This window comes from Streptomyces sp. Root1304, assembly GCF_001426405.1.
Classification (GTDB): domain Bacteria; phylum Actinomycetota; class Actinomycetes; order Streptomycetales; family Streptomycetaceae; genus Streptomyces.
On the sequence record NZ_LMEP01000001.1, the window covers coordinates 33,073 to 55,293 of the forward strand.

21 protein-coding genes are annotated in these 22,221 nt (G+C 73.9%); 9 read left to right on the plus strand and 12 right to left on the minus strand.

The features are described from left to right. Nucleotides 1-25 precede the first annotated feature (25 nt). The 6 genes from ASD33_RS00130 to ASD33_RS00155 all read right to left on the minus strand — a co-directional run bounded on the left by ASD33_RS00130 (nt 26) and on the right by ASD33_RS00155 (nt 7,682). On the minus strand, nt 26-763 hold the full coding sequence (locus ASD33_RS00130; RefSeq protein WP_056551397.1) for a spherulation-specific family 4 protein: 738 nt from the start codon (nt 761-763) through the stop codon (nt 26-28). Further along, complete coding sequence (locus tag ASD33_RS00135; RefSeq protein ID WP_056551399.1) at nt 751-1,722, minus strand: NAD-dependent epimerase/dehydratase family protein; 972 nt, start codon at nt 1,720-1,722, stop codon at nt 751-753. Before ASD33_RS00135 ends, ASD33_RS00130 begins: the two co-directional genes overlap by 13 nt. A 141-nt stretch (nt 1,723-1,863) precedes the next feature. Then, entirely contained in the window at nt 1,864-3,354 is a 1,491-nt protein-coding gene (locus ASD33_RS00140) for a hypothetical protein (protein WP_199863418.1), read from the minus strand. 13 nt (nt 3,355-3,367) lie between these two features. Continuing rightward, a complete protein-coding gene (locus tag ASD33_RS00145; RefSeq protein WP_056551402.1) occupies nt 3,368-5,008 on the minus strand; it encodes a glycosyltransferase in 1,641 nt (546 codons plus the stop codon). Nucleotides 5,009-5,235: 227 nt separating this feature from the next. Next, complete coding sequence (locus ASD33_RS00150; RefSeq protein WP_056551403.1) at nt 5,236-6,705, minus strand: DUF3152 domain-containing protein; 1,470 nt, start codon at nt 6,703-6,705, stop codon at nt 5,236-5,238. 8 nt (nt 6,706-6,713) lie between these two features. Further along, complete coding sequence (locus tag ASD33_RS00155) at nt 6,714-7,682, minus strand: alpha/beta hydrolase (protein WP_056551405.1); 969 nt, start codon at nt 7,680-7,682, stop codon at nt 6,714-6,716. Nucleotides 7,683-7,820: 138 nt separating this feature from the next. Between ASD33_RS00155 and ASD33_RS00160 the strand changes: the two genes are divergently transcribed. The 4 genes from ASD33_RS00160 (at nt 7,821) to ASD33_RS00175 (ending at nt 9,723) form a co-directional block, all read left to right on the plus strand. Further along, nucleotides 7,821-8,036, plus strand: coding sequence for a hypothetical protein (locus ASD33_RS00160; RefSeq protein WP_056551407.1), 216 nt, complete (start codon nt 7,821-7,823; stop codon nt 8,034-8,036). 165 nt (nt 8,037-8,201) lie between these two features. Beyond that, nucleotides 8,202-8,861 carry a TetR/AcrR family transcriptional regulator gene (locus ASD33_RS00165; protein WP_056551409.1) on the plus strand — a complete coding sequence of 220 codons (660 nt, stop codon included), beginning with the start codon at nt 8,202-8,204 and terminating at the stop codon, nt 8,859-8,861. A gap of 140 nt (nt 8,862-9,001) precedes the next feature. Beyond that, a complete protein-coding gene (locus ASD33_RS00170) occupies nt 9,002-9,229 on the plus strand; it encodes a DUF3107 domain-containing protein (RefSeq protein ID WP_030207540.1) in 228 nt (75 codons plus the stop codon). Nucleotides 9,230-9,453: 224 nt separating this feature from the next. After that, nucleotides 9,454-9,723 carry a hypothetical protein gene (locus ASD33_RS00175; RefSeq protein ID WP_056551411.1) on the plus strand — a complete coding sequence of 90 codons (270 nt, stop codon included), beginning with the start codon at nt 9,454-9,456 and terminating at the stop codon, nt 9,721-9,723. A 95-nt stretch (nt 9,724-9,818) separates the two neighbouring features. Here the strand turns inward: ASD33_RS00175 and ASD33_RS00180 are convergent, their stop codons facing one another. Further along, complete coding sequence (locus tag ASD33_RS00180; protein ID WP_056551413.1) at nt 9,819-10,541, minus strand: ferritin-like fold-containing protein; 723 nt, start codon at nt 10,539-10,541, stop codon at nt 9,819-9,821. A 486-nt stretch (nt 10,542-11,027) separates the two neighbouring features. On the opposite strand from ASD33_RS00180, the gene ASD33_RS00185 reads away from it, so the two are divergent. After that, the gene (locus tag ASD33_RS00185; protein WP_056551415.1) at nt 11,028-13,616 is read left to right on the plus strand and encodes a DEAD/DEAH box helicase; all 2,589 of its coding nucleotides are present in this window, start codon (nt 11,028-11,030) and stop codon (nt 13,614-13,616) included. 103 nt (nt 13,617-13,719) lie between these two features. Next, a complete protein-coding gene (locus tag ASD33_RS00190; protein ID WP_056551417.1) occupies nt 13,720-14,634 on the plus strand; it encodes an alpha/beta hydrolase in 915 nt (304 codons plus the stop codon). On the opposite strand, the gene ASD33_RS00195 is transcribed toward ASD33_RS00190, so the two are convergent. Next, complete coding sequence (locus ASD33_RS00195; RefSeq protein WP_199863419.1) at nt 14,578-15,507, minus strand: NYN domain-containing protein; 930 nt, start codon at nt 15,505-15,507, stop codon at nt 14,578-14,580. The genes ASD33_RS00190 and ASD33_RS00195 overlap by 57 nt on opposite strands. A gap of 175 nt (nt 15,508-15,682) precedes the next feature. On the opposite strand from ASD33_RS00195, the gene ASD33_RS34740 reads away from it, so the two are divergent. Next, nucleotides 15,683-15,835 (plus strand): hypothetical protein, encoded by a 153-nt coding sequence (locus ASD33_RS34740; RefSeq protein ID WP_086024648.1) that lies wholly within the window; start codon nt 15,683-15,685, stop codon nt 15,833-15,835. 101 nt (nt 15,836-15,936) lie between these two features. Here ASD33_RS34740 and ASD33_RS00200 read toward each other — a convergent pair whose 3' ends face one another. The 3 genes from ASD33_RS00200 to ASD33_RS00210 all read right to left on the minus strand — a co-directional run bounded on the left by ASD33_RS00200 (nt 15,937) and on the right by ASD33_RS00210 (nt 18,538). Beyond that, nucleotides 15,937-16,542 (minus strand): MarC family protein, encoded by a 606-nt coding sequence (locus ASD33_RS00200; protein ID WP_056551420.1) that lies wholly within the window; start codon nt 16,540-16,542, stop codon nt 15,937-15,939. Between the two features lie 330 nt (nt 16,543-16,872). Then, complete coding sequence (locus ASD33_RS00205; RefSeq protein WP_056551423.1) at nt 16,873-17,736, minus strand: PHP domain-containing protein; 864 nt, start codon at nt 17,734-17,736, stop codon at nt 16,873-16,875. A 163-nt stretch (nt 17,737-17,899) separates the two neighbouring features. Continuing rightward, nucleotides 17,900-18,538 (minus strand): DUF6758 family protein, encoded by a 639-nt coding sequence (locus ASD33_RS00210; protein WP_056551425.1) that lies wholly within the window; start codon nt 18,536-18,538, stop codon nt 17,900-17,902. A 211-nt stretch (nt 18,539-18,749) separates the two neighbouring features. On the opposite strand from ASD33_RS00210, the gene ASD33_RS00215 reads away from it, so the two are divergent. Further along, entirely contained in the window at nt 18,750-19,991 is a 1,242-nt protein-coding gene (locus ASD33_RS00215) for an MFS transporter (protein WP_056551427.1), read from the plus strand. A gap of 93 nt (nt 19,992-20,084) precedes the next feature. On the opposite strand, the gene ASD33_RS00220 is transcribed toward ASD33_RS00215, so the two are convergent. Next, complete coding sequence (locus ASD33_RS00220) at nt 20,085-20,669, minus strand: suppressor of fused domain protein (RefSeq protein WP_056551429.1); 585 nt, start codon at nt 20,667-20,669, stop codon at nt 20,085-20,087. A 421-nt stretch (nt 20,670-21,090) separates the two neighbouring features. Here ASD33_RS00220 and ASD33_RS00225 point away from each other — a divergent pair, with 421 nt between their 5' ends. Next, a complete protein-coding gene (locus ASD33_RS00225; RefSeq protein ID WP_056551431.1) occupies nt 21,091-22,218 on the plus strand; it encodes a magnesium and cobalt transport protein CorA in 1,128 nt (375 codons plus the stop codon). Nucleotides 22,219-22,221 lie beyond the last annotated feature (3 nt).

Sequence of the window (22,221 nt, forward strand, 5' to 3'; positions counted from 1 at the left end):
CCCCGTAACACTGCCACGCCTCTTCTCATTCCGAGACACCCGGTCCGATCCGCGAGACGATTTCGTCCCAGTAGCCGGGCAGCGAGTGAAATGCGGCGGTCTGTCCCGGGACCCCTGTCCGGTCGGTGAAGAAGATCGTCCCGGCCCCCTGCCAGCGGGCGATCCGCAGCGCCTCCTCCAGGTGGGTGCGCGGGATGCCGTGGACGAGGTGGACGAACTTCGCCTCCGTGTACTCGGCCGTCCACTCGGCCACCTGCGACCAGCGGTAGTCCGCCCACGGTCCCGAGAAGGTCACCAGCTGGTCGGCGGTCTCGGCGTACCCCGGGTGGGGGTGGGTGCCGTGGCCGAGGACGAGGTGCGCCTCGCCGCCGAGGACCGCCTCCAGGGTCGCGGTGACCCGCCGCACCCCGGCCAGGTCGGCCCGGTCGGCGGGGCAGCGGTCGAGGTAGAAGCCGTCCACCCGGTACCAGTCGAGGAAGCGGTGGGCGTCCGAGACCAGCTCGCCGAACGGCCGGGAGCCGTAGGCGGCGTCCAGGTGCCCGAGGACCCGGACCCCGGCGTTGCGGAGCCGGCCCGCCGCCTCCAGACAGTGCGGGTCCGGGCGGCTGCCGGGCCCGTCCGCCACGTTGAGCACCGCCCAGTGCAGCGGGGTCCCCGGGCGGGTCAGCTCGCCCCACTCGACGGGGGCGAGCAGCGGGTGGGCGTAGCCGGGCACGCCCACCCCGAGCGCCTGGACGGCTCCGGTCGCCGTCAGATGCGACACGCCGCCTCCATCCAGATGTCGGCGAGCGACTCCTCCAGGTTGATCCGGGGCCGCCAGCCGAGCCGGTCGCGGGCGGTGCGCACGTCGGCCTGCTGCCAGGGTCCGCAGCCGTCGGGGTACGGGTAGGGCGCCGAGGCCAGCTGGTCGGCGATGGTCCCCTCGGTGCGGGGGGCGCCGATCATCGGGCGCTGCGGCATGCCGTGCGGGGCGTCCAGTTCGTGCAGGTTGCCGGAGTAGCCGGCGACGCGGGCGAGGACGGCGGCGGCGTCGCGGAGGCGGACCGCGCGGCCGGTGCCGATGTTGACGACGCCCTGCGCGGCGGAGAGCGAGGCGGCGTGCACGGCCCGCGCCACGTCCCGGACGTCGACGAAGTCCCGCTGGACCCCGAGTCCGCTGAGCTTCAGCTCGCCGTCCCCGGCCTGCATGGCCCGGCGCATGGCCTCGGCGAGACGGCCGAGCGGCGAACCGGCGGGCGTGCCCGGTCCCACGGGCGAGAACACCCGGAGGACCACGGCGTCGAGCCCGGAGCCGAGGACGAGTTCGGTCGCCGCCAGCTTCGACACCCCGTACGGGCCGCCGGGGCGGGGCACGGCGTCCTCGGCGGTGGAGGAGCCGGGCTGGCTGGGCCCGTACTCCGAGGCGCAGCCGACCTGGACGAGCCGGGCGCCGCAGCCGCTGCGGCGCAGGGCCTCGCAGACGGTGGCGACGGCGACGGTGTTGTGCCGGGTCAGCTCGCGGGCGCCGCCTCGGGTGGCGCCCGCGCAGTTGACGACGACCCCGGGGTGGACGGCGTCGAGGAAGCGGGTCAGCGCGCCCGGGCTGCCGGAGGCGAGGTCGAACCGCACGTCGGCGTCGTCGCCCCGGCCGAGCGCGGTGAGGTGCACGGCCGGGTCGGCGAGCAGGCGGTCGGCGACGAAGCGGCCGATGAAGCCGTTGGCTCCGAGCAGTAGCACCCTCATCGCGCGGCCCCTTCGTGCCGACCGGCCGGTCCTTGGGATCGAGGGGTCATGGTCTTCGGTCTCCTTGCGGGGTGATGAGAGGGGTGACGGGGCGCGCCCGCGGCGTCGGCTCCGCGGGTGCGCGGGGTCTTCATGGAGCTTTCACGGGGTGGCGTGGGCGGAGGCCCGGACGAGGGCGCCGGTCGCGTGGGCCAGCAGGCCGAGCGCGGCGGCGCCGCAGACGAGGGTGGGTACGGCCCCGGGGCCCCAGGTGTCGACGAGGGTGCGCACCGGGGCGGCGAGCGCGTCGAAGCCGGGGACGGGGACGCGGGAGGCGAGGACGCTCGCGAGGGCGAGCGCCTCGGCGGCGCAGGCGGCGGCGAGGGCGGCGGTGGCCGTCTCGGGGAAGCCGTGGACGGTGAGGAGCCGGGCGAACAGCAGGAGCGCGCCGAGGGCCAGGGCCCCGGAGCTGAACCCGGTGAGTTCGAGGAGGCCGGTGAGGGCGAGGAGCTGGAGGGTGACGGTGGCGAGGAGCGCCGGGCGGACGCCGGCGGCGAAGTCGGCGAGGCCCCGGCTGTCGGCGATCCGGCGGCGGGCCCGGTTCGCGAAGAGGCGGGCGCACCAGGCGACGGGGGCGACGGCGAGCGCGAGGCCGAGGAGCGGTCCGGTGGTCAGGTCCCAGGGTCCGTCGGGGCCGCCGCTGAGCACCTGGCCGAGGAGTCCGTCGCCGCCGACCGCGTACGCGAGGAGCCAGAGGGTCCAGAGCCGGGCGGCGGGCACGCTCCTGCCTTCGGGGACCCGGAGCGGGCCGCGCCGGACGGCGAACAGCAGGGCCCCGGCCAGGAGGACGGCGCCGCTCGCGCCGACGGCGGCCCGCACGGGGCCGTGGGTGAGGGCGAGCCCGATGCCGGTGAGCGCGGCGGCGGCGCCGGGCGTGAGGACGGCGAGCACCCAGGCGTCGGTGTCCCGCTCGGGCGGCGCGGGGGCCGGGGCCGGTTCGTCACCCCGGGGCACGCGCGCGTAGAGCTCCTCGGCGAGCGAGAACACGTCCCGGTGCCGGAAGCGGGCGGCGGTGCGGTCGGTGAATCCCTGCGCTTCGAGTCCGGCGGCGATCTCCAGCGGGTCGACGGCCCGCGCGCAGAGCTCCCGGTGGCGGTGCATGAGCACTTTGACGGGGTCGGCGTGGCCGCGCCGGGGGCGGGGTGCGGCGGTCGTGCGGGCGGCGGGACCGGCCGTGCCGGGGGCCGCGACCGGCGGGGCCGACGCGGTGGGCGCGCTCGCGCCGGCGGACGTACGGGCGGGGGGGCGCGCCGGGTCGGTGTCGTCCGGCGCGGTGTCGTCCGGCGTGCTGCCCGGCCTCGCGCTGCCCTCCGGCGCCGAGTCCTCCGGCTCCGTGTCGTCCCATCCGGGGTCCCCCGGCTTCGGGGGGATCTCGGCGGCCTCCCCCTGGGCCGGGCCTATCCCGGAGGAGGGTCTGCCGAGGGGGTCGGCGGGGTCCGGCCGGCCGGCGCCGTCCACCGGTTCGGCCGGGTCGTCCGGGCCGCGGAGGTCGAGCGTCCCGCCGGTGGGCGGGGTGAGGGCGGGGGCGCCGAGGAGGGCCTCGGAGCGGGCGTCCCAGGCTCCGGGGCTCGTCGGGGCGGCGGAGCCGCGCATGGGGGTGCCTCCTTCAGGCATCGGGGGCTCCCGTCCCGGCGATCACGGTCTGGTTCGCCCAGCTGCCCCGTACATGGGCCTCGGCGGGGTGGGCGAAGGGCACGCCGTCCCCGGGGCGGTGGCGCACCGGCGCGTGGGAGAGGAGCTCCAGGTAGATGCCGCGGAACGCGGCGAGGTTCTGTTCGACGGTGAAGAGTTCGAGGGCGCGGGCGCGGGCGGCGGCGCCGAGCCGGTAGCGGCGCTCGGGGTCGCGGAGCAGCGCGAGACAGGCGTCGGCGAGCGCCCGGGGGTTGCGCGGGGGGACGACGAGACCGGTGCCGCCGATGATCTCGACGACGGCGCCGACATCGGTCGAGACGGTGGCGCGCGCGCAGAACATCGCCTCGACGAGGGTGGCGGGGAAGCCCTCGACGACGCTGGACAGGACGACGACCGCGCCGGAGGCGTAGGTGTCCTCCAGGGTGGGCGCCTCGGGGCCGCCGAGTTCCTCGAAGGTGACCGGGTTCTCGCCGACGGCGTGCGCCCCGGCGGCCTCGTCGGGGAAGAGCTGGGCGGCGAGGCCCTTGCAATGGGTGAGGTACGCGCCCGCGCCGGGCTCCCGTACGGGCACGGCGACGATCCGCAGCCGGGCGTCGGGCTGCCGCGAGCGGATCTCCGCGAAGGCGTGCAGCAGGGCGATGAGGTCCTTGGCGGGTTCGACGCGGCCGACCCAGACGAGGGTGGCCGGGTCTCCGCTCTCCTCGTCCTCGCCGACCTCGGCGAAGCGGTCCGCCGCCATGCCGGGGTGGACGGCGCGGATGCGGGTCCGGTCGGCGCCGCACTTCTCCTGCCAGCGGCGGGTGTGCGCGTTGCCGGGGGTGAGGAGCGCGGCCTGCCCGTAGACCTCGGCGGCGAGCCGGCCGTGGAGGGCGGCGAGCAGGGTGCGCAGCGGGGCGGAGCGGTCGGCACCGGCGGCGGAGAGGTAGTGGGAGCGGAGCGGTGCGCCGTACTCGGTGACGAGCAGCGGGGTGCCGAAGAAGCGTTTGGCCAGGAGGCCGGGGAGTGCGGTGGTGCCGCCGGCGGTGGCGTGGCAGAGGTCGGCCGCGCCGAGGGCGTCCTCCTCGTACCAGTCGAGGGAGAGCGGGCGCAGGGTGCGCTCGACGTGCTCGACGAAGGCGAGGTGGTCGCGGAGCCCGGCGGCGGCCGCGCCCCGGCTCGCGCCGGGTGCGCGGCAGGCGGCTTCGAGGGCGCGGACGGCGTCGTCGGAGCGGAGCGCGCCGGGGAGTCCGCCGCGCTCGCGGGCGAGATCGGCCAGCGCGTGGAGGCCGGCGGCGAAGGCCTCGTGGTCCTCGGCGCAGAGCCCGGCCGTCAGCGCGTGGAAGGCCTCGGTGAAGCGGTGGCGGTCGCGGCGGCCGTAGGCGCGGCGGGCGGCGCGGGCGCCGAAGGCGGTCCGTTCGAGGAGGTTCCCGGCGGCCGGGGCCGCGTCGGAGGCCCCCAGGTCGACGGTGCGGACGACGCGGGAGTTCGGCGGGAGCGGCGCCGCGGTGCCGGAGCCGCCGAGGGAGTACAGGTCGAACTGGTGCTGCCCGAGCCCGCGTACGAGCCGCTCGCACCAGCGTCCGGATTCACCGGTGGCGTACGGGTACCCACCCTCGGTGAGCAGTCCGATCCGCACGAGTGCACCCCCGTTCTCCCTTGACGGCGGCCACCGTTGGTCCGGTGACTCGCAGCGGGAAGAACGTAAGCGGAGAAACCGGTGGTGCGACGGACGGTTGTCCGTCGCACCACCGGAAGGGGTGAATGCACGTAACTTTCCCGCCCCCGTCGCGTTCTGTCGCGCTAGGCGTCAGATCCGTCACGGAGAGTCAGGCCGGGGCCAGCCCCTGGCGGAGCGCCCGGCGCTCAACCCGTCGGGTACACCCAGGGGTTGGGGCGGCACTTGATCCCGCCGATGTTCAGCGACTTCGTCTGCTGCTGCATCACCGGGGCGAGCGCGCCGGGGGTGCTGCAGCGCACGTGGCCGTGCCCGAGCCGGTGGCCGACCTCGTGGTTGATGAGCATCTGCCGGTAGGCGTACATCGCCTTGGGGCCGAAGGTCTCCGAACCCTGCGCCCAGCGGAAGGCGTTGATCATCACGCGCTCGGTGGAGGCGGAGTCGCAGGACACGTTGTCGACGGTCGTGTCGAGGCCGGACTTCGCGCACCAGGCGCCCGTCGTGCCGGGGCTGGCCAGCGTGATCACGAACCGGGCCTCGCCGCTGGAGACCCGCTCGAAGGTCATCGCCCCCTGCCCGGCCCAGCTGCGCGGGTCGTTCAGGGTCTTGTGCACGGCGTCGGCGAAGAGCGCGGGGTCGAGTCCGATCCCCTTCTCGACGTCGATCCGGTAGCGGATCAACTGCCCCTTCCCGGGCGCCTTCTGGAAGCCCGGCACGGTCGCGAAGTCGCCGGAGCCCTTCAGCTTCGGGTCGATCGGGAACTGCCGGGTCATCAGCTGCTCATAGGTGGGCGGCTCGGCAGTGACCGCCGGGGCAGGGGCCTTCGGGGTGGCCCGCTCGTCGGAACGGGAGGCGGAGGCGTCGTCGGCGGCCCGCTCGGCCGGCTGCTCGGCGGCGTGCACGGTGACCGGGGCGTCCTCCCGGCCGGTCACCTGCCCGGCGACGACGACGGCGAGGACGGTGGCGACGGCGGCCGCCGCGACGCCGGTGAGGGTGCGGCCGAGGCCGCCCCGGACGACCGGGGCCCCGGTCTCCTCGGGCACCGGCGCGGGCGCGTCCTCACGTCGGGGTCCGGGGACGAACGGCGCCCGGGCGGCGTCCTGTTCGTGCTCCTCGGTACGGGGCGAGCCGTGCCGGGCCCGGTACGGCCGGGGCTGCGGCGCGGAGCCCTCGTCGTGCTGCGGGTGGCCGCCCCGTACGGGGGTCCGGTAGGCGGGGACGCCGTGCGCGGGGGTACCGGGCGTTCCGTGCGCGGGGGTGTCGAAGACCGAGGGGGTGTACCCGGAGGCGCCGTAGGAGGGGGTGCCGCGCGGCGGGGTCACGGGGGCCGGCGCGGCCTGCGCCGGATTGCGGTGCGCGGGTCCGCCGCGCCCGGTGCCGTGCGCGGGCGTGCCCTGCGCCGGAGTGCCGTACGCGGGGTTCCCGTAGGCCGGATTCCCGTACGCGGGGCCCCCGTACCCCGGCGGTGTCCCCTGTCCCTGCGGCCGTCCCTGCACGGTCTGGCCCTCGCCGGGCGCCCTGCGTCGGCGGCCCGTGCCCTGGGCGCGCTCGGCGGGCGCTCCCGGCGGCTTTGCCGCCCCCGTCGTCCGTCCGGGGGCCGTCTGCTGACCGGTGTCGGCCACCGGGGGCGCGGAGCCCTTGCGACTATGTCGTCCCACGCCCCGGATCAGCTCCCGCCGTTGTCGGCGATCAGGTCCCGGACGGCCTGGGCGACCGTCTCGGGGTACTCCATCATCGCCACGTGCCCCGCCTCGGGGAGGGTCAGCAGGCGCGAGCCGCGGAAGGCGGCGGCCGCCTTGCGGGCCATCCGGTACGAGACGAGCTGGTCGCGCCCGCCGTAGACGAGCAGCGTGGGGGCGAGGACGCGTTCGGCCTGCCGCCACAGTCCGTGCTGCCCGCCGAGCGTGTACGCGTCGACGATGCCGCGCGAGGAGCGTGCCATGGCGTCCCAGAAGTAGGGAAGCTCCAGGCGCCGTTCCATCTCCTCGACGGCGTGCAGGAGGCCCTCGTCGGTGACCCGGCCGGGGTCTCCGTAACAGAGGGAGAGGACGCCCCGGACGCGCTGCTCGGCCGTCCAGTCCTTGCTGAGCTTCGCGAAGGCCGAGGCCACGCCGGGCACCGCGAGCAGGACCGTGGGCCAGGCGGTGCGCTGGGCGCGCAGCTCGGGCAGGGCCGGGGAGATCAGGGTGAGGGTGCGGACCAGGTCGGGCCGGGCCGCGGCGACCCGGGTGGCGACGGCGCCGCCCAGCGAGTTGCCGAGGAGGTGCACCGGCCCGCGGCCCGCGGAGTCCAGGAGGCGGATGACGGCGCGGGCGTGCCCGGTGACCGAGTAGTTGCCGTCGTCGGGCGGCGGGGAGTCGCCGAAGCCGGGGAGGTCGACGGCCTCGCCGTCGACGAGGTCCGCGAGCAGCGGCATCAGGGCGGACCAGTTCTGCGAGGAACCGCCGAGGCCGTGGACGTACAGCGCGGGCGGCAGGCCGGGCTCGGCGCCGGGCCGGGCGCGCACCGTGAGGGTGAGTCCGGGCAGCGACACGGAGCGGAGCTCCTCGCCGTCGGCGACCCGTACGGCGCGGGTGGTGCGCGACGCGGGTGGCGCGGCGGCGGTCCGGGTTTCCGGCAGCTCGGTCGACGACATGGCCGCAATATTACGAGACGATCACGCGGCGCCGTGTGTGGGTGCCGTCACAGGTGCGTGTGCGGCGGGGCGCGGGTGCTCCTAGGCTCGAAGAGAGGCCCTGCGGAGAGGACCGCGACCCCATGCCGGAGGAATCGCATGACTGTCGATCCGACCGACCCGGACACATTCGCCGAGGAAGAGGACACCGTGCTGGAGCAGGAGATCCCGGAGGCCGACGCGGCGGAGCAGCACACGGACCTGCAGCAGCGCGAGGACGAGCAGGTCACCCACGTCGAGCGCGACTCGGCGAACGAGGCCGACTCCTCCGAGCAGACCCGTGTCGTCGCCCTGGACGAGGACGACTACCGCTGAGCCGGGACGACTCCCGCTGATTTGTTCGGTTTAATATTGAATCGACTGTCGACCCGGGCGTCCGGTCCGTGAAATTCTGCGTTCGCACCGCGCACAGCCGGGTTACCCAAAAGTACGATGGCGGCGCGTGCGACAGCGCGCATGGATCGATTCTTGGGAGGCCGCGTGAGCGCCATCGAGCAGACAGAGGCAGCACGCCCTCGGGGCACGCGCCTGCCGCGACGTGCCCGACGGAACCAGCTCCTCGGCGCTGCCCAGGAGGTGTTCGTCGCCCAGGGGTACCACTCGGCCGCGATGGACGACATCGCCGAGCGCGCGGGCGTCAGCAAGCCGGTGCTCTACCAGCACTTCCCCGGGAAGCTGGAGCTCTACCTCGCCCTGCTCGACCAGCACTGCGAGTCCCTCCTCCTCTCGGTGCGGACGGCCCTGGCCTCCACCACCGACAACAAGCTGAGGGTCGCGGCCACGATGGACGCGTACTTCGCCTACGTCGAGGACGAGGGCGGCGCCTTCCGGCTCGTCTTCGAGTCCGACCTCACCAACGAACCGGCCGTACGCGAGCGCGTGGACCGGGTGAGCCTCCAGTGCGCCGAGGCGATCTCGGACGTCATCGCCGAGGACACCGGCCTGTCCAAGGACGAGTCGATGCTGCTCGCCGTCGCCCTCGGCGGCGTCTCCCAGGTCGTCGCGCGCTACTGGCTGTCGAGCGGGTCCGCCATCCCGCGCGACAAGGCGGTCGGTCTGCTGACCTCGCTCGCCTGGCGCGGCATCGCGGGTTTCCCGCTGCACGCGGTGGAGGGCCAGCTCAGCGCCGAGGGCCACTGACGGCCGGAGGCACCTCCGGTCCCGCGCGTGTTCGCTCCTGGCGTGTGTGAGTGAACCGTGCGCGTCCCCTCACCGGGCTAATGTGTGCAGCGTACGGCGCGGGTATTCGCGCAACGCTGACCGTTCGGAGGGACATAGCCGTGGAGGTCAAGATCGGCGTGCAGCACGCACCCCGGGAGATCGTTCTGGAGAGCGGGCAGTCCGCCGAGGAGGTGGAGCGCGCCGTCGCCGACGCGCTGGCCGGCAAGGCGCAGCTGCTCAGCCTCTCGGACGAGAAGGGCCGCAAGATCCTCATCCCGGCCGAGAAGATCGCGTACGTGGAGCTCGGCGAGCCCGCCGTGCGCCGCGTGGGCTTCGGCGCGCTCTGAGCCCAGGATCTACGGGAAGGGCCCGGTGGACCGTCACGGTCCACCGGGCCTTTCGCATGCCGGGCGGCCGGGCCCTCCCGTCGGCGCGGCGCGGCGCGGCCGGCGCCGTTCATATGCCCGTATGGCCACGTCAGGGCGTACGGAAGGATTGCGCTCCGGGCGCCGGGGGTAGGAGGGATCTCGACCGCACCACCCGCCCCGCACCCCTCGCGAGGTGATCCGCAGTGTTCCTGGAAGTCCTCGGTTCCGCCCTGCTCGGTTTCGCCCTGGCCTGGGCCGCCGCGCACCGGCTGCCCGACCGTCTCCCCGTCCGGGTGATCGTTCTCGTCACCGGCACGCTGGGCGGTGTGTTCGGCGCGCTCGTCACCCACGGAGCCCTGGGCCCCGGCCACTTCCTCGCCACCCTGATCGGCGCGGTGGCGGTGGCGGCCGTCCTGCTCTCCCTGCTGGTCAGGCCGGCGTCCCGCCGTCTGCGCCGATCAGCCGCGATGTGAACGGCCCCGCCACCCGCTCCGCACGGAGAACCCCCGTACGGATGCCGTGACCCCGGCCTCCGTACGACAGATACGACAGATACGACAGAGAAGAACTAGGCGGCCAGGCCCAGCGCCGCCATGCGCTTGGTGTGCGCCTCGGTGATCCGGGAGAACATCCGGCCGACCTCCGCGAGGTCGAAGCCGTCCGCCACCCCGCCGACCAGCATCGTCGAGAGCGCGTCGCGCTCGGCGACCACGCGCTGGGCCTGCGAGAGCGCCTCGCCCATCAGCCGGCGGGCCCACAGCGCGAGCCGGCCGCCGACGCGCGGATCGGCGTCGATCGCGGCGCGGACCTTCTCCACGGCGAAGTTGCCGTGGCCCGTGTCGTCGAGCACGGACAGCACGAGCCCGCGCGTGTCGGAGTCGAGGCGGGCCGCGACCTCCCGGTAGAAGTCACTGGCGATCGAGTCGCCGACGTAGGCCTTGACCAGGCCCTCCAGCCAGTCCGAGGGCGCGGTCAGCCGGTGGAAGTCGTCGAGCGCCTTGGCGAAGGGCTCCATGGCCGCGGTCGGCTCGGCGTCCACCTCGGCGAGGCGGCCCCGCAGCCGCTCGAAGTGGTGGAACTCGGCGGAGGCCATCTTCGCCAGCTCCGCCTTGTCGCCGAGGGTCGGCGCCAGCTTGGCGTCCTCGGCGAGCCGCTCGAAGGCCGCGAGCTCTCCGTAGGCGAGGGCGCCGAGGAGGTCGATCACGGCGGCGCGGTACTGCGGCTCCTCGGCTGCCGTCGCCCAGTCCTTGGCGGCGATCCCGGTGGGTGTGGCGTTGTCAGGCGTCTCCATGGAGCGCACAATAGCCCGCTCGCGCACCAGGGGAAGGCGCTGGTCAGTCAGTGTGACCGTGCCCTCATCACCATTTCTCCCAACACACATGCGCGATTCCGGGGTACAGTGGTAAGGCGCCTGCTGAGTATGCGGACATGCTTTCGCACGTTCGGACGTATTCGGTGGGCCGACTCATGAATGAGGATGCCCGGTCGGTGGCCCGATCGGCTCCGGCCCGACAGCCCTTCCGGCGGACCCGCGGAAGGGTCACCCTCAGCGGTACGACGCTCGAGCGACGGCAGTGGTCCCGCGCCGCCCGGCAGAGATCCCCCAGGATCCGGCCGGCAGTTCCTGGCACGGTACGACCCCCTTCGTTCGCCTCGCGCCGCGTCTCACAGAAGAGGCAGCACCCTGACTACGACTTTCCGAGAACTCGGAATCCTCCCCGAGACGGCCGAGGCCCTTGAGGCCGTCGGCATCGTCACCCCCTTCCCCATCCAGGAGATGACCCTTCCGGTCGCCCTCACCGGCACCGACGTCATCGGCCAGGCCAAGACCGGCACGGGCAAGACCCTCGGTTTCGGCCTCCCCATCCTGGAGCGCGTCACCGTCCCCATGGACGTCGAGATGGGCCGGGCCACGCCCGAGCAGCTCACCGACGCCCCGCAGGCGCTCGTCGTCGTCCCCACCCGCGAGCTGTGCCAGCAGGTCACCAACGACCTGCTCACCGCCGGCAAGGTGCGCAACGTCCGCGTGCTCGCCATCTACGGCGGCCGCGCCTACGAGCCGCAGGTCGAGGCCCTGAAGAAGGGCGTCGACGTCGTCGTCGGCACCCCCGGCCGTCTGCTCGACCTGGCCGGCCAGCGCAAGCTCGACCTGTCTCACGTCAAGGTCCTCGTCCTCGACGAGGCCGACGAGATGCTCGACCTGGGCTTCCTGCCCGACGTCGAGAAGATCATGAACATGCTTCCGGCGAAGCGTCAGACCATGCTGTTCTCGGCCACCATGCCGGGCGCGGTCATCGGCCTGGCCCGCCGTTACATGTCGCAGCCGACGCACATCCGCGCCACCTCGCCCGACGGCGAGGGCGTGACCGTCGCCAACATCAAGCAGCACGTCTACCGCGCGCACAACATGGACAAGCCGGAGATGGTCTCCCGCATCCTGCAGGCCAACGGCCGCGGGCTCGCGATGATCTTCTGCCGCACCAAGCGCACGGCGGCCGACATCGCCGAGCAGCTGGAGCGCCGCGGCTTCGCCTCCGGCGCGGTCCACGGCGACCTCGGCCAGGGCGCCCGCGAGCAGGCGCTGCGCGCCTTCCGCAACGGCAAGGTCGACGTGCTCGTCTGCACCGACGTCGCCGCCCGCGGCATCGACGTCGAGGGCGTCACCCACGTCATCAACTACCAGTCGCCCGAGGACGAGAAGACCTTCCTCCACCGCGTCGGCCGCACCGGCCGCGCCGGTGCGAAGGGCACCGCGGTCACGCTGGTCGACTGGGACGACATCCCGCGCTGGCAGCTCATCAACAAGGCGCTCGGCCTGGACTTCCACGACCCGGTCGAGACCTACTCGAGCTCCCCGCACCTCTTCGAGGAGCTGGACATCCCGGCGGGCACCAAGGGCATCCTGCCCCGCGCCGAGCGGACCCGCGCGGGTCTGGGCGCGGAGGAGCTGGAGGACCTGGGCGAGCCCGGCGGACGCCGCGCGCGCGGCCCGAAGTCCGACAGCAGGCCGGAGCGGACCGAGGAGCGCCCCGAGCGCACCCGGACCCCGCGCCAGCGCCGTCGCACCCGTGGCGGCAGCGAGTCCGACGCCCCGGTGTCGGCGGCCCCGGCCGCCGAGACGGTGCCGGTGACGGTGCCCGCGCCGGTCACGGAGGAGGCGCAGGCCGAGTCCGGTCCGCGCACCCCGCGCCGCCGCCGTCGCACCCGTGTCAGCGCCCCGGGCGCCGCGCCGGTGACGCAGCGGCAGTCGGCTCCGGTGGCCCAGGCCGCCGAGCCGGTCGCCGCTCCGGTCGCCCAGGCCGTGGTGGAGGCCGCTCCGGCGCCCGCCGCCGAGGCCCCGGCCGCCGAGCCGAAGAGCCCCCGCCGCCGCGGCCGTACGGCCTCGCGTCCGGAGGCCGTGCGCTCCGCCCCCGTCGCCCAGGCCCCCGCGGCCCAGGAGCCGGCCCCGGCGCCGCGCCGTCGTCGTCCCCGGATCCGTCCGGTCGAGGACACCGTGTCGTTCCAGACCGTCGAGACCGCCGCGGCCGCCCTGCGCGCCGCCCCGGTCGCCCCGGTCGTCGAGGCCGCGCCCGCCCCGGCCGTCGTCGAGGAGGAGCCGAAGAAGGCCCCCCGTCGCCGTACGGCCAAGAAGGCCACCACGACCACCGCGGCCGTCGCCCCGGCCGCCACCGTCGTCGCCGAGCCGGTCGTCGAGGCCGTCGTCGCCGCCCCGGTGGTGTCCGAGCCCGTCGCGCCCGTCGTCGAGACCCCGGCGGCCCCGGCCACGGCCGAGGTTCCCGCGCCGCGTCGTCGCCGTGTGGTGCGCAAGGCGGCCGGTTCGCCGGTCACCTCCACCCCGGTCGTCGAGCCGGTCGTGGAGCCCGCGCCCGCCCCGGTCGTCGAGGAGGAGCCGAAGAAGCCCGCGCGGCGCCGCGTGGTCCGCAAGGCCGCCGGTTCGCCGGCCTCCTCCGCCCCGGCCGAGACCGTCATCGTGACGGCCCCGGTGGCCGAGGCCGCCCCGGTGGTGGAGGCCGCTCCGGCCGCCGCCGTCGAGGCCGCGCCCGCCCCGGCCGTCGTCGAGGAGGAGCCGAAGAAGGCCCCCCGTCGCCGTACGGCCAAGAAGGCCGCCGTCGTCGAGCCGGTCGCCGAGGCCGTCGAGGCCCCCGCCGCCGAGGAGGCCCCGAAGGCTCCCCGTCGCCGGGCCGCCAAGAAGACCGCGGTGGCCGCCGAGGCGCCCGACGCGTCCGAGCCGAAGGCGCCGGCCCGTCGCCGTACGACGAAGAAGGCCGCGGCCGTCGCCGAGCCGGCCGCCGAGGCCCCGGCCGAGGCGCCGAAGGCCCCGCGCCGTCGCACCACGAAGAAGGCGGCGGCCCAGCCCGAGAGCTGAGCCCGTCCGTCCCGACGCCGCGGCCCGGCCCCTCCCCGGGGGCCGGGCCGCGGCGTCGTCCGCCGACCGCCCCGGTACTCGCCCCTCCGGTTACAGTCCAGACATGAGCAAGCCCCGGTCCCTCGTCCTGCCTCCCCGCACCCGCGCCCACCGGCTGGTGACCGCGCGCGGCGACTTCGCCGTGCTCGACACGGCACCGGCGGGCGAGCGGCGCGGCACGGTGCTGCTGCTGCCCGGGTACACCGGCAGCAAGGAGGACTTCCTCGGCCTGCTCGGGCCGCTGAGCGAGGCCGGGTACCGGGCCGTCGCCGTGGACGGGCGGGGCCAGTACGAGACCCCGGGCCCGCGCGGCCGGGCCTCGTACCGGCGCCGGGCCCTCGCGCTCGACGCCGTGGCACAGGCCGCCGCCCTCGGCGGGGGTCCCGTCCATCTGCTCGGCCATTCCTTCGGCGGCCTGGTGGCCCGCGCGGCGGCCTCGCTCGCCCCGCGCGCCTTCCGTTCGCTGACGCTGCTGTCCTCGGGCCCCGGCCGGGTGGCCCGGCCCCAGCGCGTCCGGGTGCGGGTGCTGCGCGCCGCGCTCGCGCTGCTCCCCAAGGAGCGCGTCTGGCAGGCGATGTGCTGGCTGGACAGCCGGGGCGAGGAGCCGGACACCGACGACGCCCCGCAGCTCGCGGGCTTTCTGCGGCGCCGCTGGATGCGCACCCGCATCGCCCAACTGGCGGGCGCGGGACGGCTGTTGCTCAGCCACCGGGACGGTACGGCGGAGCTGACCGCACTACGGATGCCGCTGCACCTGGCGTACGGGGCGGACGAGATGGTCTGGTCGACGGCGGACCTGGCGGCGACGGCGGCCCGCACCGGCGCGCACCACACGGTGGTGGCGGGCGCCGGTCACTCCCCCAACGTGTCGCACCCGGGCGAGCTGGCCGGCCGGCTCACGGACTTCTGGGAGCGGCCTGCCTCAGAACTGCGCCTTGAGGTGCTGCCAGAAGCCGTCCCGCAGGGCACGCCGGAGTGAGGCGTGGCCGCGCAGGGAGCGGCTGAGCAGGCGTTCCGCCTCGACGAGCAGGTCCTGGTCGACGGGTCCCGGCAGATAGGGCGCGCTGGGCAGGAGTTCGGCGAGCCGGTCCCTGCCGCGCTCGCCGAGCCAGGTCGCCGCGATCTGGGCGCCGATGAAGCGCACCTCCTCGCGGGAGGGCGGCGGCTCGCCCTCGTTCTCGTACGTGGTGACCGGGCGGCGGGTGATGTACGGGCGGCAGAAGTCCAGCTCGAAGGTGCGCTGGCTGTCGACCTCCCAGAGCAGGGCCTCGGCCTGGTTGCGCCCCTCGGCGGCCTCGATGCCCCAGAGGTGGACGCGGGCGCCGTAGCCCTGCGCGGCCTCGACGGCCGAGACGAGGTCCTCGTCGCCGCCGACGAGCGCGGCGTCGCTGATGGCCCGGTGGCGGGCGAGGGACTCCAGGTCCGTGCGGATCAGGGAGTCGACGCCCTTCTGCTGGTTGTTGGCGTTGAGGTTGCCGAGGCGGACCTTGACGTCGGGGAGTTCGGCGATGGCCTGCTGCTCGGGCGTGTGGATACGGCGTCTGGCGCCGTCGTACCAGTAGACGCGGAGCAGTCTGCTGTCCGCGAAGATCGTCCGGGCCTTGTCGATGAGCGCCTCGATGAGGCCCTCGGCGTCGAGGTCGAAGGAGCGCCGGTCCTCGGTGCCCGCCACAAGCAACCCGGCCGCAGCATGGACGTAACCCGCGTCGACGAAGATGGCGTGGGTGGAGGGGGTCTTGGCGACCTCGGCCAGCATCCGCTGGAGGAGCTCATTGGTGCGCTCCAGGCGGGCGTCCAGCGCGCGGAGGCGGGTGTCGGTCTCGGTCACCTGAGTGGTGTCTGCGTCGTTCATACGGGGCTCATTGTCCGCCGCGCGGGGCCCGGCCGCCACACCCTCCTACCCGCCGGTAGTTAGCAATCCGAAAATTTTCCTTAGCGTAAGGAATGTTTGCAGGGTGCACATCGTTGGACCCCTATGTAACGCAGTTCTCCATCAGGAGGATCAACTCAGACGAAGGGAGAAGCCTGTGCGCTTCGAAATCCTGCGACTCGACGACATCGACGGCACGCCCGTCGACCGGACCGTCGTGGACGCCGCCTCCGTCAACCGGATCGTGCAGCAGGCCGCCTCGATCGGCCAGCGCATCTGGATCCGCCCCGCCGAGACCTCGGCCTCGTAACAGGTCGGGTCCACACCACGCACCGCGCCCCCGCACGGACTTCGCAAGAGCGGAATCCGTACGGGGGCGCAGTGGTGTCCGGGGCTCCCCCGGGCGCCGGGTCAGGCGTTCTGGATGACCTGGGTGACGCCGTTGATGATCTGCTGCACCGCGATGGCGGAGAGCATCATGCCGGCGAGCCGGGTCACCAGGACCACGCCGCCGTCCTTGATGACGCGGATGATCAGCAGCGAGTACCGCATGGTCAGCCAGAGCACGACGTGCATGGCCGCGATGGCGGCCCAGACGGAGACCTGCGAGGCGACGCTGTCGGCGTTCTGCACGGCGAGGATGACCGAGACGATCGCGCCGGGCCCGGCGAGCAGCGGCATGCCGAGCGGGACGAGGGCGACGTTCACGTCCTTGGTCTGCTTGGGCTCGTCGGTCTTGCCGGTGAGCAGGTCGAGCGCGATGAGGAGCAGCAGCAGACCGCCCGCGATCATCAGCGCGGGGACGGAGACGTGCAGGTAGTCGAGGATCTGCTGCCCGAGCAGACCGAAGACGGTGATGACGCCGAACGCCACCGCGACGGCCTGCCAGGCCATCCGGCGCTGCACCTTGGCCGGGCGGCCGGAGGTGAGGGCGAGGAAGATCGGCGTGATCCCGGGGGGATCCATGATCACGAAGAGGGTCAGGAAGAGCGAGCCGAAGACGGCGACGTCGAACACGGTGGGGTGCCTTGCGGGAGATACGAACGGTGGGGTGTGCCCGACCGGGCGGAATGTGGGATTCCGGCGACAGGACAGGAGGAACACCACCCCGCGCACGGCACGGAGCCGTACGGGGGCGGGTCGGAAGCGATGGAGGCCTCGGGAAGGCGGGGCGCGGGCCCGCGCCGGCGGACCGGCCGCGGAACGGCGACCGGCCGACGGACCGGGAGAGGCTCCCGGAAGCGACCCCGGAGGGGCCCGGGACACGCCCCCCCTGGAATCAGGAGGCCGGGGCAGGAGGCCGGAGCCAGGAGACCCGGGCCCGGAGCCAGGAGGCCGGGGCAGGCCCTAGGCGGCGGGTCCTCCCGCGCCGGGGACCGGGAAGGCCCCCGCGGCACGGCGGGTGATCTCGCCGTAGATCTCGGGGTCGGTCGTGTATTCGCCGAGGCGGCAGGTCTTGCGGCTGCCGTGGTAGTCGCTGGAGCCCGTGGCCAGCAGCCCGAGCTCCTTCGCGAGCCCGCGCAGCCGTGCCCGCGTCGCCTCGTCGTGGTCCATGTGGTCGACCTCGATGCCGTCGAGCCCGGCCTCGGCGAGCCGGGCTATCGAGGCCTCGGGCAGCACCTGGCCGCGCTTGACGGCGAGCGGGTGCGCGAAGACGGTGACGCCGCCGGCCGCCTTGACGAGGCGGATCGCCTCGACCGGGTCCAGCTCGTGCTTCCCGACGTACGCCCGGCCGCCGTCGGCGAGCCAGTCGGGCGTGAACGCCCCCGACACGTCCGGTACGACCCCGAGCTCGACGAGCGCCTCGGCGACGTGCGGGCGGCCCACGGAGCCGTCGCCGGCGATCCGGGCGACCTGCTCCCAGGTGACGGGCACGCCCAGTTCCTGGAGCTTGCCGACCATGGCACGCGCGCGCGGGACGCGGTCGTCGCGGACGAGCTCGCGCTCGGCGAGCAGCGCCGGCTCCTCGGGGTCGAAGAGGTACGCGAGCATGTGCAGGCCGATCCCGTCGACCCGGCAGGACAGCTCGGCGCCGGTGACGAGGGTGAGGCCCTCGGGGAGCGCGGCGATGGCCTCGGCGTGACCGCGGGTGGTGTCGTGGTCGGTCAGGGCGACGATGTCGAGTCCGGCGGCGGCCGCGTTCCGTACGAGTTCGGCCGGGGAGTCCGTACCGTCGGAGGCCGTGGAGTGGGTGTGCAGATCGATGCGCACGACGCGGGACTCCGGGGACTCGGCACGGACGAGGGACGCTCCAGCATAACGGGCGAATCGAACACGCCGGTACGGAACGTCACCACCGGCCACCGCGGCGGCGCCCCGGCCTCTGGACCCACGAACCCCGCGGGGCGGCGGTCCCGTGGCCCGTACGCCCGCTCTAGCTCAGCAGCCTCGGCGTCAGCGCGCCGCACGGGAGCAGTTCGACCTCGGCGCCCGCGTCGCGCAGGTCCGTCAGGACCAGCTCGTCGTACATGAGCAGACCCGACTGCTCGGGCCAGACGATGGCCCACAGCCACAGCCCGCGCGCCTCCCCCGCGAAGACCGCGCGGTCCTGCGGGGTGCCGCTCACGTGCCACAGCGGGGTCGGGCGGCCGGCGGCGAGGACCTTCGTCTGCGGGGGTTTCTCGATCGCCATGCCCGCGCCGGGGTCGGGGCCGTCGATCCCGGCGTACCGGGCGCCGAGGCCGACACCCAGCTCCTCGGCGACCAGGAGCAGCTCGCCGATGCCGCCCAGCGGCCCGGGTCCCGAGCAGGCGACGGCCGTCGCGCGTCCGCCGCTGCGGTCGTCACCGGCGTACGCGACGCCCGTGAAGAGCCAGCCGACGGGCAGGGGCCACGGCATCCACACCGGCACCTGGGACCGGTGCACGACGACACCGAGAGCCTCGACGCTGGGTGGGATGACGGGCTGGAGCGGGTGCACCGAGCCGTGCACGTCACACTGCCAGGAGTCGGCGAAGAGTCCGGGCGCCCTGACCCGGCCACCGCACTTCGGACAACTGGGTTCGCCCCTCATAGGGCTCAACGGTCCTACCCCCGGAGCCCCGCGTCAAGGACGATCACGGACGATCACCCGTCCGGCCCGTGGCGTTCACCCCGAGCCCACTCCCGGCCCACCCCCGGCCCACTCCCGGCCCACCTGCAGATATACATGTAGCTTGCATTTATTAGGCGGGCTAACTTATTGTGTGCATATTCCAACCATCTCGGCACGGAGGAGCGGCATCATGCAGAGAGCAGAAGAGGACGGCACCCCGCCCGCGGCCGGGGTGAGCATCCTGCGCCAGCCGCCCGCCGTCTGGGCCACCGCCGGCGCCTCCGTCGTCGCCTTCATGGGCATCGGACTCGTCGACCCGATCCTCCCGTCGATCGCCCAGGGGCTGGACGCGACCCCGAGCCAGGTCTCGCTGCTCTTCACCTCGTACTTCCTCATCACCGCCGTCGCGATGCTGGTGACCGGCTTCGTCTCCAGCCGCATCGGCGGCCGCCGCACCCTGCTCGCCGGACTCGCGCTGGTCGTCGTCTTCGCCGCCCTCGCCGGCACCTCCGACTCCGTCGGCCAGCTCGTCGGCTTCCGGGCCGGCTGGGGCCTCGGCAACGCCCTCTTCGTCTCGACCTCGCTCGCCGTGATCGTCGGCGCCGCGGCCGGCGGCAGCGCGGCGGCGATCCTGCTCTACGAGTCGGCGCTCGGCCTCGGCATGGCCTGCGGGCCGCTGCTCGGCGCCGTCCTCGGCAACGCGAGCTGGCGCTACCCCTTCTTCGGCACGGCCGCCCTGATGGCGATCGGCTTCCTCTGCATCACGGTCTTCCTGAAGGAACAGCCGAAGCCGGCCCGCAAGGTCTCCCTGCTCGACCCGATCCGGGCGCTGGGCCACGGCGGGCTCGCCTCTGCCGCGGCGGCCGCGTTCTGCTACAACTACGCGTTCTTCACCGTGCTCGCCTTCACGCCGTTCGTACTGAACATGACGCCGTACAAGTCCGGCGCGGTGTTCTTCGCCTGGGGCGTGCTGCTCGCCGTCTTCTCGGTCCTGGTGGCGCCCCGGCTCCAGCGGCGCTTCGGCTCGCTGACGGTGCTCGCCGGCTCGCTGGTACTGCTCGCCGTCGACGTCGTGGTCCTCGGCTACGGCAGCCACACCACGGCGATCGTCTGCACGGTCCTGTCGGGCGCGTTCATCGGCGTCAACAACACCGTCTTCACCGAGCTGGCCCTCGGCGTCTCGGACGCCCCGCGCCCGGTCGCGAGCGCGGGCTACAACTTCGTCCGGTGGTTCGCCGCGGCGGCCGCCCCGTACTTCGCCCCGAAGATCGAGGAGTGGAGCGACGTCCACATGCCGTTCGTGGTGGCGGGCGTGGCCGCGGTGCTCGGCGCCGTCATCGTCCGGGTCCGGCGCACGGCCCTCACCCTCGAAGCCGAGGAACTGGCCCCGAAGCACGCCACGGAGGACGGCGTCGGAGTCTTCGCCAACTGACGGAGCGCCGGGGCGGGGCGGGCCGGGGCCGGGCCCCCGCCCCGGTCGGCCGGTCGGCCCGGCGACCGGTCAGCCCGGCGACCGGTCAGCCCGTCAGTCCAGATCCACGGACCTGCGCAGCGGATCGCGCAGGTCCGTCCCCCGTGCCAGCCAGCGTTCCTCCAGGGCCTGGGCCCCGTGCACCCGCTTCCAGGCGGCCTCGTTCGAGGTCATCGGCAGGAGCGGCAGGAAGCGCACCGGGTCCATCGGCTCGTCCAGGTCGAGGTCCTCGACCAGACCGCCGGACTCGGCGACGAGCACCGAGCTGAAGCCGGCGCCCGGCCAGAGCGGATCGCCCACGTCGAGCGAGGCGCCCGGAGCGACGATCACCCCCTCGACCTGCGGGGTGGCGGCGAGGACCGCGAGCGGCCGCAGCACCTTGTCGGTGTCGGCGAGCCCGCCCCGTACGGTCAGGACCAGCTCCGCACGCGGACCCTTGACCGGGTCGGCGAGCGCGGCGGTCGGATCGGCCATCGGCTGTGCGGACATGCCGAGGGTCGCGTACCGCACGAGATCGCCGTCGACGAAGCGCAGCACCTCGATCCGGTCCGTGCCGAGGAACGTGACCGCGGCGCGCGCGTCCGGTTCTCCGAGGGCCGTCCGCAACCGGGCCTCGACCAGAGCAAGAACTTCTCCCATGGGTTGAGCATAAAGCGCGTATGGAACGGGCAAAGGAAGGGATTGACCCTCTGTCGGCTGATAGTCTTGGCCGCTGGTCGGGAGTCCCGAACTCCCGACTACTCGTCACACGTCATCCCTCACGAGGGACCGGCCGGAGGAGGTGGGGCTGCGATGGACCGAAGTCGATCGGGCAGTACCAACCGCTCTTCCGACCCGCACCCGAGCCCGGTGCGTACGTCTCTCCGGTGATTCCAGGTCCGCACGGATCTCCCTCTCCGGCATCTCGCACGACGGAAGAGCATTTCGCCTTTGCCTGTCAGTAGCGAACGCCGTCACCGCGACCCCTCGGTGCCGCCCGCTGTGTGGACGACGTAGCTCCACGTCCCCATTCCGGGCTGTGCCGTGCTCGCCGACGGCCTCTCCGTGAAGGAGCATGCCCATGTCGATGATCCGTGACCTGCGCGCCGCCGTCCGCCCGAGCCTGCTGCACCCGCTGCGCAAGACCCCGACCGCGTACACCTCGTACGACCCCACCCGCGACCACTCGGCCTCCAGTGCCGTGGTCGACTGCGCCGTCTACCGCGACGGCCGCCGCATCGACGACCGCGAGTGCCTGACGCCGCGCGGCGCGATGAGCCAGGTGCGGGAGAGCGGCGGCTTCGCCTGGATCGGCCTGCACGAGCCGACCGAGGCCGAATTCGCCGGTATCGCCGCCGAGTTCGGGCTGCACCCGCTCGCCGTCGAGGACGCCGTCCACGCCCACCAGCGGCCCAAGCTGGAGCGGTACGACGACACCCTCTTCACCGTCTTCAAGACCATCCACTACGTCGAGCACGCCGAACTCACCGCGACCAGCGAGGTCGTCGAGACCGGCGAGGTCATGTGCTTCACCGGCCCCGACTTCGTCATCACCGTCCGGCACGGCGGCCAGGGCTCCCTGCGCAACCTCCGGCACCGCCTCCAGGGCGAGCCGGAACTGCTCGCCAAAGGGCCCTCGGCCGTGCTGCACGCCCTCTCCGACCACGTCGTCGACGGCTACATCGCGGTCGCCGACGCGGTCGAACTCGACATCGACCAGCTGGAGATCGACGTCTTCTCGCCGGCCGCGAAGGGCTCCACGCGCGGTACGGACACCGGCCGGATCTACCAGCTGAAGCGCGAGGTGCTGGAGTTCAAGCGGGCCGTCACGCCGCTCATGCGCCCGATGCAGCTGCTCAGCGAGCGGCCGATGCGGCTGGTCGACCCCGACATCCAGAAGTACTTCCGGGACGTCGCCGACCACCTCGCCCGGGTCCAGGAGCAGGTCGTCGGCTTCGACGAACTGCTCAACTCGATCCTCCAGGCCAACCTGGCGCAGGCGACCGTCGCGCAGAACGAGGACATGCGCAAGATCACCTCGTGGGCGGCGATCGTCGCCGTCCCCACGGCGGTCTGCGGCGTGTACGGCATGAACTTCGACCACATGCCGGAACTGCACTGGAAGTACGGCTACCCGATGGTGCTGACCGGCATCATCGCGGTCTGCTTCACCATCCACCGCACCCTCAAGCGCAACGGCTGGCTCTAGGTA